Origin of the sequence: Enterococcus saigonensis, from assembly GCF_011397115.1 — a bacterium.
Classification (GTDB): Bacteria; Bacillota; Bacilli; order Lactobacillales; family Enterococcaceae; genus Enterococcus_C; species Enterococcus_C saigonensis.
On record NZ_AP022822.1, the window covers coordinates 1,239,059 to 1,252,904 of the forward strand.

The window sequence follows — 13,846 nt, forward strand, 5'->3', positions numbered from 1 at the left end:
TTTTTTTGTCTAAAATTTGTTATAAGACAACTTTAGTAAAGGTTAAAGGATTGGCTGTATTGAATAAGGGGGATAGTGGTTCGCAAGTTAGTACTGTTAGTTCATGCATTGCGCGAGTAGCGATAGTGTAAAAAATTAAACGATCTTGCGATGTTTTAAAACTGTCATCAACTTGCCAAGCATAGACACGGTCAAATTCTAACCCTTTAGCCAAATATGCTGGAATAATCATAATTTGTCGTTTCATAAAATCTTCTTCTGATACGATTAATTGAATTTCTTGCTGTAAAGCTTCATCGAGAGTGTGATATAAATTGATGCAATCTTGACTGGTGCGACAAATAATGGCGGTGCGCCAATACTTCGTTTTTGTCTCATTTTTTTTCAAATCCTCTTTTAAATACGTTAGGCAATCCTGTGCATTAAAACCAGTAACCAAAGTAGGAAGTTTTCCTTTTCTTGCTGTCATTTCAACGGTATCATCTTCTGATAAAAACTGATTAGCAAAATCAGTAATTTCTTTGGTCGAACGATAACTTGTGGTCAACTGATAGCGGGTAACTGCTTGATTAACGAAAAGGTCAGATAAATTTCCTACAATTGTTTCATTACCAAAAACTTTTTGGTTTAAATCCCCACATAAAGTCAAATTAGCTTGCGGATATAACTCCCGTAAAAGCGCCACTTGTGCCGGAGGGAAATCTTGCATTTCGTCAATAAAAATAAATCGTGCTTGTACAGGTAGGTCGACTGGACGTAAGCCTTTTAGCAATAGAAAGAATAAAACTGCATCTTCTTGCTTTAACAGTCGGTTTTTTAACAAGTTACGTGTTTCATCTATATTGGCTTGCCAGTTTGCTTGGCTAAGATGATGAGCGGATAAAACTTTTTTTGGAATACTTTGTAAAAAGTGCAGGTATTGCTTTGAAAAATTGATAAATTGGAAACGGTTGATATTTCTTACCAATCCGCGGAAATGTCGCTTGACAATTTGTTTTTTGATTTGATTCCGTAGTTTTCGTTCGTTTTCTTCAGAATCTGTCAAATTAGGGTGATCAGCAAAGTATTGTTGTAATTCTTCTTCTGCAGCATCTTTAACCCAACTTTTTTTAGCTTCATCTTTTTGCAGACCGCCAACTTTTTTCAATAATTTTATTTGCAACAACTGTGTTCGTTGGTAAAGAGGTAAGTTTGGGTTTGTTTGCTGATACCAATTGCGCATTTGTTTTGTAGAAATTAGGGTTTGATCGTTAATTTTGAGATTGCGAAATAACGGACCTAACTGTGTAATACTTTGAATATATTTCTTGCTTTCTTTTACCAAGACTAGACTGCTTTTGAGGCGTTGACTTTGCTTTTCGTTACCTGTCAAAAAGATAGCTTCTTGTTCTGCTTCTTTTTCGATTGTGAAATTTGGTAATAATTGATCCATAAAAGCACGAAATGTCCGCGTTGGAACCGTACTTTCACCCAATGAAGGTAAAACCATAGAGATATAGTCAGAAAATAAGTGATTGGGAGAAAATAAGAGTACCTGTTCATCAGCTAGCCATTTACGATTACGATATAATAAAAATGCAATTCGTTGTAAGAGAGCAGAAGTTTTACCACTACCGGCTATCCCTTCAATTAACATTACCTTACTGGTAGTGTCGCGAATAATTTTATTTTGTGCTTTTTGGATAGTTGAGACGATATTTTTCATTTGAGAAGAAGATGCTTCATCTAAAATTTCTAATAAAAACTCATCATTAATTACTTCTGACGTATCGACCATCGAAAGCAAATTGCCATCTTGAATTTTGAATTGTCTCTTAAGTAAAAGTTCTACTTCATAACGGTCGTGATCAGTTTCGTAAAAGGCAGGGCCCAGTTCACCTTCATAGTAGAGGTTGGCAATTGGAGCCCGCCAGTCGATTACAATTGTTTCTTGATTTTTATCTCGTAAAGAAGCAATGCCTAAATAAAGTGTTTCTTTATTTTCTTGACCTTCAGTAAAGTCAATTCGAGCAAAGTAAGGATTGCCTTGCATGGTAGCTAAGGCTTTTAATCGTTTTTCCTGACTTTCGGCAGTATGGTATTTTAACAACAGTTCTTGTTCATGCTGCCGATATTCAACAGCGGATTCATAAAAAGATTCATCAGAGCCACCACGAATTTGATGATTGGCTACTTCTTTCAATTCGGCTTGCATCTTGCCACTTAATTGGTGTTGCTTATGTTTAATTAATTGCTGCTCAATAGAAATAAGCGCAATTGTCTGTTTGACATGTTGCTGTTCTTTGGCACGTTCATCCATAAAACAAGCCTCCGTTTCATAAAAATGTGAAAAAATCACGCCATAAAATTATAGCACAGTTTCCACTGTGAAAAAAAGATTGGGATTTATAAACTTTAGAAAAGAAAGAGGAGAAGAAATGCGATCGGAAAAGGAAATGTATGATTTGATTTTAAATGTTGCGAAATCACTGCCTCAAGTTAAAGCGGTAGCACTGACTGGTTCAAGAGCAAATCAAGTTGCTCCAAAGGATATCTTCCAAGATTATGATGTTGTCTATTTTGTCGAGGAAAAAAAACCATTACTCCGTGATAGAAGCTGGTTAGAGGGATTTGGGAAACGGGTAATTATGCAATGTCCTGAAGAAATGGATTTATTTCCAGCTACATTGGGAGAATGTTTTACATTTTTAATGTTATTTTCTGATGGTAATCGCATAGACTTAATGCTGTGTCCGATAAAAAATAAACAAGAGTGGTTGGTAACGGAGAAAAATGTGGAAGTGCTTTGGGATCCAACCCAGCTTTTATCTTTCTTAAATGATGGTAGCAAAAAAATGCCTTATTTAGTAAAAAAGCCAACTCAAGCAGAGTTTTTAGATTGTTGTAATGAATTTTGGTGGGTGTCAACTTACGTAGTTAAAGGGCTGCGACGCCAAGAGAATTTATATGCAATTGATCATTTGTATGGCAATTGCCAAAGAGAATTACGCCGCTTACTTACGTGGCACGTTGCCAGTAGACAAAATTATACAATTGATACTGGTAAGAATGATAAGTATTTATTAAAGCTTTTATCGACTGATACTTCTCAGCAATTTACACAATTACTTGATTTCACTACGCGTATAAAAATTTGGGAAAGTCTTTTTTCAACGCAACAGTTTTTTCACCAGACTGCAATAAATTATGCTGATAAATTTGATTTTTCGTATGATTTAGAAACTGCCGAAGACGTCTTGAATTATTGCCGACAATGGGCTCCTAGTGATTTTAATGCTAATTGTAAATGATTATTTTTTTCACTTAGCACTTTTCTATTTCTATTCTAAATAAAGAAAGCTATCCTATAATTGAAACTTGTATGATACAAGTTGGAAAGGTGAGGAATGGAAATGAGCCATTTTAAAAAATTTTTTCTAACCGTCATGGTGGGAGCACTTGCTCTATTTTTTGAATTTATTTTGGGGAAAGGTCATTGGGCGTTTATTTTAGTTGTGGTAGTGGGGGGGGTTATGGCCTTCACTATGCTAATTGAAATGATTAAAACCCTTCGATCCGGTCGTTATGGTGTAGATATTTTGGCGATCACTGCAATTATAGCAACGTTAGCAGTAGGCGAGTATTGGGCTAGTTTGATGATTCTCATTATGTTAACTGGTGGAGATAGTTTAGAAGATTATGCTAGTCGGCAAGCTGGACGTGAATTACAGTCTTTGTTAGATAATTCTCCCCAAATTGCTCACCGTAAAGAAGGGGATCGCTTAGAAGATTTAACTTTAGATAAAGTAAAAGTCGGAGATATTTTGGTTGTAAAACCTCATGAAATTGTGCCGGTTGACGGACAAGCATTGCAAGCTGGAAGTGTTGACGAATCTTCTTTAACAGGCGAATCCCGACCAGTCGATAAAGTAATTGGGGATGAAATTATGTCTGGTTCAGTTAATGGAGAAGGGACAATTGTGTATAAAGTAACTTCTCTAGCAGAAGACTCTCAATATCAACAAATCGTTAAATTGGTAAAAGAGTCACAAGAAAAGCCAGCACATTTCGTTCGGATGGCTGATCGCTATGCAGTACCATTTACCGCGGTTGCCTATTTAATTGGTGGTATTGCGTGGTTTGTAACAAAGGATCCTGTTCGCTTTGCAGAGGTTTTAGTAGTTGCTTCTCCTTGTCCTTTAATTTTAGCTGCACCAGTGGCTTTGGTTGCTGGAATGAGTCGCTCTAGCCGTAATGGTATCGTCGTAAAGACTGGAACGACGATTGAAAAATTAGCCGAAGCAAAAACCATTGCGTTTGATAAAACGGGTACTATTACTAAAGGACAATTAATGGTTGCAGAAATTAATCCAGTTGCTGGTTTTTCTGAAGATAAATTTTTGAGTTATTTAGCCAGTGCTGAGCAAGAATCCCTGCACATTCTGGCTCGTTCTCTTGTATCTTATGCACAAAAACGTGTGAATCTAGTCCCTGTTGATAATTTAGAAGAAGTAGTTGGATTTGGTGTAAAAGGAGAAATTGACGGGCAAATAATTAAGATTGGACGGGCCTCGTTTGCCCATGCTGATACGCAGCCAGGAGATGCTACGATGATTTTTGCATCGTTAGACGACAAATACATTGGAAGTGTAACGTTTACAGATGAAATTCGTCCTGAAGCGAAAAACACAATTATGCAATTACGCACTTTAGGTGTCGATAATGAAATTATGTTAACTGGAGATCGCAAAGGTGTTGCAGAATTAACAGCTGAAAAAGTTGGAATTCAAACAGTTCATGCTGAATGTTTACCTCAAGATAAAATTAATGTTTTAAAAAACATAGCAAAAAATGAACGTCCTTTGATTATGGTCGGAGATGGTATTAATGATGCTCCAGCTTTGGCGATTGCAGATGTCGGGATAGCTATGGGAGCGCATGGCTCTTCAGCAGCATCTGAAAGTGCTGATGCTGTCATTTTGAAAGATGACTTAAGTCGCGTCGCTGTAGCTGTGAAAGTTGCGCAAGACACTATGAAAATTGCTCGTCAGTCGGTTTTAATTGGTATTTTTATCTGCGTGGGACTAATGCTTATTGCAAGTACCGGGGTAATTCCAGCCTTGATTGGGGCAATGTTACAAGAAGTTGTCGATACAGTTTCAATTTTAAGTGCTTTACGGGCTAAAAGTGAATGAAAATTGTTAAAAAGTACATTACTGTGACAACCGTGAAAATACAACATATAGTTGGTGAAGATGAAAAAAAATTTACAGTCTTTAAACACTGTGAGGGTTTGAATTGTCAGTCTAGTTACTCTGCTTTTTTACAACGAAAAGACAGGAGTTTGACGTAATTTTATAAAATAAAATTAATTTTTTACAAGACATTTTAGCTCATTTAGCGTTAAGATAGGGTTAACTAAAAAAAGGAAGTGAAATTATGCCATTTGTTCATGTCGAATTAGTCGAAGGTCGTAGCAAAGAACAATTAACTGCTATGATGAAAGATGTAACAGAAGCAGTACACAAAAATACAGGAGCACCAAAAGAGCACATTCACGTTATCATCAACGAGATGAAAAAAGGAACTTATGCAGTAAATGGTGAATTTAAGTAAGTTCATTCTTGCATTTTTCAAAAATAAGTGTTTAAATAAAGTCAACTTGTAAAGCCAACTGACTTTGAGAGTCTGTAACAGAGAGAAAAACAACTGCTGAAAGTTTTTCAACAGAAAACCAAATGATGACCACTTTATGTATACCTGTTTAATTTCAGGCGGCCAGCAGCCGTTATCTGCTTTAAGAGAAGATAATGAATTTATCTTAAAATTAGGTGGAACCACGTTAATCACGTCCTAGTGCTAATATAGCGCTAGGACTTTTTTTATTATTAAGGAGGAATTTTTTATGGCAATTACAATTACATTTCCCGATGGGGCAAAAAAAGAATTTGAAGTCGGCATCACAACTAAAGATATTGCAGCTAGTATCTCCAATAGCCTAGCCAAAAAAGCATTAGCTGGTAAAGTAAACGGCGAATTAGTTGATTTAAATCGTCCAATTGAAGCAGATTCTACTTTAGCAATTATTACTCCAGCAGATGAAGAAGCATTACCTTTATTACGTCATTCTACTGCACACTTAATGGCACAAGCAGCCCGTCGTCTGTTTCCTAATATTCACTTTGGTGTTGGCCCAGCAATCGAAAGTGGTTTTTATTATGATACTGACAATGGCGCACATCCAATTACTGCTGAAGATCTACCAGCAATCGAAGCGGAAATGATGAAAATTGTCAAAGAAAACTTACCAATTGAGCGTTTAGTTTTGTCAAAAGAAGAAGCTATGGATTTGTTTGAAACAGATCCTTATAAAGTAGAATTAATTAGTGAATTGCCAGCTGATGAAATTATCACAGCTTATCGTCAAGGTGAATTTGTTGATTTATGTCGTGGCCCACACATTCCATCAACAGGTCGTATTCAAGTGTTTAAATTATTATCTGTGGCAGGTGCTTATTGGCGCGGAAATTCAAACAATCACATGATGCAACGCGTTTACGGGACAGCATTCTTCGATAAGAAGGATTTAAAAGAGTTTATCAAACAAAGAGAAGAAGCAAAAGAACGTGATCATCGTAAATTAGGAAAAGAATTAGATTTGTTTATGGTTTCCCCTGAAGTTGGTTCTGGATTGCCATTTTGGTTACCAAAAGGTGCAACAATTCGCCGGACAATTGAACGTTATATTGTTGATAAAGAAGTAAGCTTAGGTTACCAACATGTTTACACACCAATTATGGCTGATGTCGAATTGTATAAAACATCTGGACATTGGGATCACTACCACGAAGACATGTTTCCACCAATGGACATGGGAGACGGCGAAATGCTTGTTTTACGTCCTATGAATTGTCCGCATCATATGATGGTTTATAAAAATGATATTCATTCTTATCGTGAGTTACCAATTCGAATTGCTGAACTTGGTATGATGCACCGCTATGAAAAATCAGGAGCACTGTCAGGCTTGCAACGGGTACGCGAAATGACTCTAAACGATGGGCATACTTTTGTTCGTCCAGATCAAATTAAAGATGAATTTAAACGGACACTTGATTTAATGGTAAATGTTTATGCTGATTTTAATGTAACGGATTATCGTTTCCGCTTAAGCTATCGTGATCCAAATAATACGGAAAAATATTTTGACGATGATGCTATGTGGGAAAATGCGCAAACAATGTTAAAAGGCGCGATGGATGAATTAGGTTTGGATTATTTTGAAGCAGAAGGAGAAGCGGCCTTTTATGGTCCAAAACTGGATGTTCAAGTAAAAACAGCACTTGGTATGGAAGAAACTTTATCGACAATACAATTAGACTTCTTATTACCAGAACGTTTTGATTTAACTTATGTGGGTGAAGATGGTGAAAATACACACCGACCTGTTGTGATTCATCGTGGGATCGTGTCCACAATGGAACGTTTTGTTTCATATTTGACAGAAGTTTATAAAGGTGCATTTCCAACTTGGTTGGCACCAATTCAAGCAACGATTATTCCGGTTTCCGTAGAAGCGCACTCTGATTATGCTTATGAAATCAAAGAACGTTTACAAGAAAAAGGCATTCGTGTGGAAGTTGATGACCGTAATGAGAAAATGGGTTATAAGATACGCGCATCTCAAACGCAAAAAATTCCTTATCAATTAGTTGTAGGGGATAACGAAGTAAAAGATGCTACAGTAAATGTTCGGCGCTACGGTAGTAAAGAAACTTCTGTTGAAGAGTTGAACATTTTCGTGGATGCGATTGTTGCAGAGGTTGCAAATTACAGTCGCGTGTAATTTTTTTGAAGCTTGCCTGCCTTTTTAAACATTTATATGATAAAGTAATTTGTGAAAGCCTTGATGGATTTTCAAACAGGAAAATTATTTTTGAAATGTAAAGAAATAAAAGAAGGCAGCTTCTTTTACATATGAAATAAATTGAAAAGGAGAATTTAATTTGACAGATCCTATCTTGCACAGGCGTTCGGTTATTGCTGTGATTTTATTCACTTTAATTACAGGGGGAATCTATGGCGTTTACTGGATTTATATAACAACCCGTGATTTAAATGAATTTACCGGCGATTATCGCATCAAGCCAGGATGGACATTACTTTTTGGGTTGCTTACTTGTGGCCTTTACATGTTTTATTGGTGGTATAAAATCAATGATCTAATCATGGCAGCACAAATAAAAGCGCAACGACCATTTCGCAGTGATAATAAATTACTTTTTGTTGTTTTGCGCATTTTTGGACTAGCGATAATCAATATGGCAATTGTCCAATCTGATTTAAATGATATTTACACCAATCTCCACCTTGCACAAACACCACAAAATGAGATAGAAGATGATGATGAATGGTCGGACTATTAGAATGTCCTTTAAAAGCTATTACTGGTTTTCCTTGTCCGATGTGTGGGATGACCCGTTCTTTTATTCATCTTGTGCAAGGAGATGTTAGCGGAGCCTTTTATTATCATCCCCTTTTTTGGGTAATTATTATACTGATACTTTTATATATTATCAGTTTAAAAAAAGTTGGAATTAAGAAACTTTTTAAAAATAAATTTTGGTGGATTGGTGTCAGCAGTCTGTTTGTTTGTGTCTATTTTATCCGTATGATGGCATTATTCCCTGAAAAAGCCCCTTTGGATTTTAATTTTGAAGCCTTTTTACCTGGGTTATGGCAAATTTTTACTATGTAAATAACGTCGTTTCTGCTTTCAGTTGTGATTTTCAAAAAAATGTGATAGAATGAATAACGGTAATGATACTTAGTGGAGTGAGGGATTTTTTCCCTCACTCTTTTTAATGAAAAGGATTTGGTCCAAGGAGGCGATGATAGTTGAGTACAGTTGTAGAAACAGTAACTAGCTTGGTTCAACCAATTTTAGATGAACAAAATTTCGAACTAGTAGAAGTCGAGTTTGTTAAAGAAGGTAAGAGCTGGTTTTTGCGGGTATTCATCGATAAAGAAGGCGGCATTGATATTGAAGAGTGTGCTTATGTAAGTGAAAAATTAAGTGAAAAATTGGATAGTGTAGATCCAGATCCGATACCCCAAGCTTACTTTTTAGAGGTCTCATCCCCTGGTGCCGAACGACCGTTAAAAAAAGAGGCAGACTTTAAAAAAGCTGTAGGTGAATATATTCATATTTCATTGTACCAAGCCATTGATGGACAAAAACAATATGAAGGATTTTTAATCTCTCTTAGCGAAACAGAATTAGTGTTAAAAATCAAAATTAAGACCCGTGAAAAAGAATTAACTTTTGATCGCAAAAATATTGCTAAAGCTCGCTTAGCTATTCAATTTTAAAAAAGGAGTTCCCAGCAGATGAGTAAAGAAATGTTAAATGCACTAGATGCGTTAGAGGCGGAAAAAGGCATCTCAAAAGAAATCGTGGTGGAAGCCTTAGAAGCTGCTTTGGTTTCGGCTTATAAACGTCATTATGGACAAGCTCAAAACGTAGAAGTTGAATTTAATCAAAAAAAAGGTGATATTCATGTTTACGCTGTTAAAGAAGTAACAGAAGAAGTAATGGATTCACAACTAGAAGTATCTTTAAAAGAAGCGATTAAAATTAATCCCGCTTATGAAATTGGTGATAAAATTCGTTTTGAAGTGACACCAAAAGATTTTGGACGTATTGCTGCCCAAACTGCAAAACAAGTCATTTTACAACGGGTTAGAGAAGCAGAAAGAACAATTATTTATAATGAGTTTTCTGCTTATGAAAAAGATATTATGCAAGGAATTGTTGAGCGTCAAGATAACCGCTATATTTATGTTAATTTAGGTAAAATCGAAGCGGTATTATCAAAACAAGACCAAATGCCTAATGAATTTTACCAACCTCATGATCGAATTAAAGTTTATGTTTCACGAGTGGAGAATACTTCAAAGGGTCCACAAGTTTTTGTAAGTCGTTCTCATCCAGATTTATTACGTCGTTTATTTGAACAAGAAGTACCAGAAGTTTATGATGGTACTGTAGAGATTGTTAGCATTGCAAGAGAAGCTGGGGATCGATCAAAAGTTGCCGTTCGTTCTGATGATCCAAATATTGATCCGGTTGGAACGTGCGTCGGGCCAAAAGGACAACGGGTTCAAGCAATTGTAAATGAACTAAAAGGTGAAAATATGGATATTGTCGAGTGGGATGAAGACCCAGCAATCTACATTGCAAATGCTTTAAATCCCGCGGAAGCACAAGATGTTATCTTTGATTTAGATAATCCTCGGGCTTGTACGGTTGTTGTACCTGATTATCAACTTTCACTAGCCATTGGCAAGCGTGGTCAAAATGCTCGTTTAGCAGCAAAATTAACTGGTTATAAAATTGATATTAAAGCTGAATCTGATATGGAAGACTTTTATGCAAAATTAGAAGAAGGCGACTATATTGATGAAGGTGAGTTTGCTAACAAGGTGGTAGATGACACAACAACTTCAGTAGATGAAGTGATTGAAAACAGCGATATGACTAGCGATGATTACGAGAATATCGCATTTAACGAAGAAAAAGAGGATTAATCAGGAGGTGATTTCATGAAGAAACGAAAGATCCCTTTACGTAAATCCATTGTTTCCGGTGAAATGAAGCCCAAAAAAGAACTCATACGCATTACACGTTCTAAAGAAGGAGTAGTTGCGATCGATCCAACTGGTAAAATGCCAGGCCGTGGAGCTTATATTGCGATTGAACCAGAAGAAGTACAAAAAGCTTGGGACAAAAAAATTTTGGATCGCGTTTTAGAAACTACTTTAACTGATGCGTTTTATCAAGAACTCCTTGACTACGTTACCCACCAAAAAGCCCGCCGTGAGTTATTTGGCAATGGATAAGAATAAGGTATTAAACATGTTAGGTTTAGCAATGCGCGCTGGAAAGTTGGTCACTGGCGAAGAATTGACTTTAAAAGAAATTCGCCGCAACAAGGCTCGTTTGGTATTCATTGCTACAGATGCTGGCAAAAATACCCAAAAAAATATAAGTGATAAATGCACTTATTATAAAATTCCCTACACAGATCGTTTAACCGCCTTGGAAATTGGGGGTGCGATCGGCAAGCCGCGGATGGTTATTGGCATCTTGGATAATGGTTTTGCCAAAAAGATAGGAGAATTAATACAAGGTTAGGAAGGTGATTGCATGGGAAAAAAACGAATTTATGAACTTGCAAAAGAAATCAACAAATCTAGTAAAGAATTAGTGGATACAGCACAATCTTTAGGATTTGATGTGAAAAATCATATGGGAGCAATCTCAGATACTGAGGAGAAAAAGTTACGCCAAGTCGTTGGTGTAAGCAAAAGTACTGGCAATGCTCCAAAACCTGCATCCCAACCAGCTAACCCAGATGAAGCAAAAAAACCTGAACATAAAAAATTTATGACTCAACGAAATAATCCGAAGTTTCAAAATCGAAATAACCCTGCTAGTAAGCAAGGCCAAAATCGGAATCAAAGCCCCAATAATGCTCGTTTGAATGGACAACAAAATCAAAATCGTCCACAAAATAGCGTAAATAAAACACAACTATCACAAAACAACCGTTCAACTAATGCTGGTTCTGCAGGCGATAAATCTGCTCTAGTAAAATCAGAAACTGCAAAGCAAAATTCATCTGTCAATCAACCAGTAGTGAACAAAAAAACGGAGGATCAAAAGCCTATTAATAATAATAATCAAAAACGGAGCAACCAAACGGGACAACCAAAATCAGCCCAACAGGCTCCGCAACAGAAACCACAAAATCAAAAGTCTACAACACAACAAAAGCCAGCTACACAACATAGACCAGCGACAAAATCAGCGGCGAATACTAATAAACCTGCGGCAAAACCTGCAAATAATCAGCCTGCAGCCAAAGCCGATGGTAATAAAGGTGGTAACCGTAGTAATGATAACCGTAATAAAAATTACGGCCAACAAAACCGTCAAGGTGGCTACCAGCAAAACCGAAATAAATTCAAGAAAAAGGGTAAAAAAGGTAAACAACAAGTTTCTAATAAACCAGCTGTGCCACCACGTAAATTCCGTGAATTACCAGAAGTACTGGAATATACAGAAGGTATGAACGTAGCTGATATTGCGAAAAAGATTCATCGTGAACCAGCAGAAATCATTAAAAAATTGTTTATGATGGGGGTTATGGTTAATCAAAACCAAGCCTTGGATAAAGATACAATTGAACTTTTAGCGACAGATTATGGTATTGAACCACAAGAAAAAATTCAAGTAGATATTGCTGATATCGATAAATTCTTTGAAGCGGAAGAAGTTGTAGCTGAAAACTTAGTTCCCCGTCCACCAGTTGTGACGATTATGGGACACGTCGATCACGGTAAAACAACCTTACTTGATACATTGCGTCATTCTCGTGTTACAAGTGGCGAGGCAGGCGGAATTACGCAACATATTGGAGCTTACCAAATTGATATTGACGGTAAACCAATTACTTTCTTGGATACACCAGGACACGCAGCCTTTACGAGTATGCGTGCACGTGGAGCAAGTATCACAGATATTACTATCTTGGTTGTAGCTGCAGACGATGGTGTAATGCCACAAACAGTAGAAGCGATTAATCACGCAAAAGCTGCGAAAGTGCCAATTATTGTTGCTGTTAATAAAATTGATAAACCAGGTGCTAATCCGCAACACGTTATGCAAGAGTTAAGTGAATATGAATTAATTCCAGAAAGTTGGGGCGGCGATACTATTTTCGTTGAAATTTCAGCGAAGTTTGGGCAAAACATTGAAGAATTATTAGAGATGATTCTATTGGTTGCCGAGGTAGAAGACTTAAAAGCTGATCCTAAACAACGTGCAATTGGTACTGTTATTGAAGCTCGTTTAGATAAAGGGAAAGGTCCAGTTGCAACCTTATTAGTACAACAAGGAACTTTACATGTTGGTGATCCAATTGTTGTCGGTAATACTTATGGACGTGTTCGGGTGATGACAAACGATCTAGGTCGTCGTGATAAAGCGGCAGGTCCTGCAACACCAGTCGAAATTACGGGGCTAAATGATGTACCACAGGCTGGTGATCGTTTTGTTGTGTTTGAAGATGAAAAAACGGCTCGTGCTGCCGGTGAAGAACGTGCGAAACGTGCATTAATGGAACAACGTGCTTCCAATAGCCGCGTAACATTGGATAACTTATTTGAAAGCTTAAAAGAAGGCGAATTAAAAGAAGTTAATGTTATTATAAAAGCTGATGTACAAGGTTCGGCAGAAGCTTTAGCTGCTTCACTGAAGAAAATTGAAGTTGAAGGTGTGCGGGTTAACATTGTCCATTCAGCCGTTGGCGCAATTAATGAAAGTGATGTAACACTTGCAGCAGCAAGTAATGCAATTATTATTGGTTTCAATGTGCGGCCAACACCACAAGCTAAACAACAAGCAGATGCTGAAACAGTAGATATTCGTTTGCATCGTATTATCTATAAAGCAATCGAAGAAATTGAAACAGCAATGAAAGGGTTGCTTGACCCTGAATTCGAAGAGAAAATTACTGGTCAAATGGTAGTTCGTGAAACGTATAAAGTTTCTAAAATAGGTACAATTGCTGGTTGTTTTGTGACTGATGGCTTTATTCGTCGTGACAGTGGCGTACGTGTTATTCGGGATGGTATCGTTATTTATGAAGGCGTGCTTGCTAGCTTGAAGCGTTTTAAAGATGACGTTAAAGAAGTAAAACAAGGTTTCGAATGTGGTGCTATGGTTGATAAATTCAATGACTTAAAAGTTGATGATGTCATTGAGGCTTATGTAATGGAAGAAATCAAAAACGACTAAGGT

The 13,846-nt window shown here is 36.9% G+C and carries 12 protein-coding genes; 11 read left to right on the forward strand and 1 reads right to left on the reverse strand.

Annotated elements, in window-relative coordinates:
• Positions 1 to 19: 19 nt before the first annotated feature.
• Positions 20 to 2,299, reverse strand: coding sequence for an RNA polymerase recycling motor HelD (gene helD, locus EsVE80_RS05850; protein WP_173102872.1), 2,280 nt, complete (start codon positions 2,297 to 2,299; stop codon positions 20 to 22).
• Between the two features lie 118 nt (positions 2,300 to 2,417).
• On the opposite strand from helD, the gene EsVE80_RS05855 reads away from it, so the two are divergent.
• From EsVE80_RS05855 to infB, 11 genes are all read left to right on the forward strand, one after another.
• Positions 2,418 to 3,290 (forward strand): aminoglycoside 6-adenylyltransferase, encoded by an 873-nt coding sequence (locus EsVE80_RS05855; protein ID WP_173102873.1) that lies wholly within the window; start codon positions 2,418 to 2,420, stop codon positions 3,288 to 3,290.
• 102 nt (positions 3,291 to 3,392) lie between these two features.
• Positions 3,393 to 5,174 carry a heavy metal translocating P-type ATPase gene (locus EsVE80_RS05860; RefSeq protein ID WP_173102874.1) on the forward strand — a complete coding sequence of 594 codons (1,782 nt, stop codon included), beginning with the start codon at positions 3,393 to 3,395 and terminating at the stop codon, positions 5,172 to 5,174.
• Positions 5,175 to 5,418: 244 nt separating this feature from the next.
• Positions 5,419 to 5,595 (forward strand): 2-hydroxymuconate tautomerase, encoded by a 177-nt coding sequence (locus EsVE80_RS05865; RefSeq protein ID WP_173102875.1) that lies wholly within the window; start codon positions 5,419 to 5,421, stop codon positions 5,593 to 5,595.
• A 289-nt stretch (positions 5,596 to 5,884) separates the two neighbouring features.
• Positions 5,885 to 7,825: a threonine--tRNA ligase gene (gene thrS, locus EsVE80_RS05870; RefSeq protein ID WP_173102876.1), complete on the forward strand. Its 1,941-nt coding sequence runs from the start codon at positions 5,885 to 5,887 to the stop codon at positions 7,823 to 7,825.
• 160 nt (positions 7,826 to 7,985) lie between these two features.
• The gene (locus EsVE80_RS05875) at positions 7,986 to 8,405 is read left to right on the forward strand and encodes a DUF4234 domain-containing protein (RefSeq protein ID WP_173102877.1); all 420 of its coding nucleotides are present in this window, start codon (positions 7,986 to 7,988) and stop codon (positions 8,403 to 8,405) included.
• A complete protein-coding gene (locus EsVE80_RS05880) occupies positions 8,390 to 8,737 on the forward strand; it encodes a DUF2752 domain-containing protein (protein ID WP_173102878.1) in 348 nt (115 codons plus the stop codon). The genes EsVE80_RS05875 and EsVE80_RS05880 overlap by 16 nt, the downstream gene beginning before the upstream one ends.
• Before the next feature lie 140 nt (positions 8,738 to 8,877).
• Positions 8,878 to 9,351: a ribosome maturation factor RimP gene (gene rimP, locus EsVE80_RS05885; RefSeq protein WP_173102879.1), complete on the forward strand. Its 474-nt coding sequence runs from the start codon at positions 8,878 to 8,880 to the stop codon at positions 9,349 to 9,351.
• Between the two features lie 18 nt (positions 9,352 to 9,369).
• Positions 9,370 to 10,569, forward strand: coding sequence for a transcription termination factor NusA (gene nusA / locus EsVE80_RS05890; protein WP_173102880.1), 1,200 nt, complete (start codon positions 9,370 to 9,372; stop codon positions 10,567 to 10,569).
• A 15-nt stretch (positions 10,570 to 10,584) separates the two neighbouring features.
• Positions 10,585 to 10,881 carry an RNase P modulator RnpM gene (gene rnpM / locus EsVE80_RS05895; RefSeq protein WP_173102881.1) on the forward strand — a complete coding sequence of 99 codons (297 nt, stop codon included), beginning with the start codon at positions 10,585 to 10,587 and terminating at the stop codon, positions 10,879 to 10,881.
• Positions 10,874 to 11,176: a YlxQ-related RNA-binding protein gene (locus EsVE80_RS05900; protein WP_173102882.1), complete on the forward strand. Its 303-nt coding sequence runs from the start codon at positions 10,874 to 10,876 to the stop codon at positions 11,174 to 11,176. The genes rnpM and EsVE80_RS05900 overlap by 8 nt, the downstream gene beginning before the upstream one ends.
• A gap of 12 nt (positions 11,177 to 11,188) precedes the next feature.
• Positions 11,189 to 13,843 carry a translation initiation factor IF-2 gene (gene infB, locus EsVE80_RS05905; protein ID WP_173102883.1) on the forward strand — a complete coding sequence of 885 codons (2,655 nt, stop codon included), beginning with the start codon at positions 11,189 to 11,191 and terminating at the stop codon, positions 13,841 to 13,843.
• Positions 13,844 to 13,846: the final 3 nt, after the last annotated feature.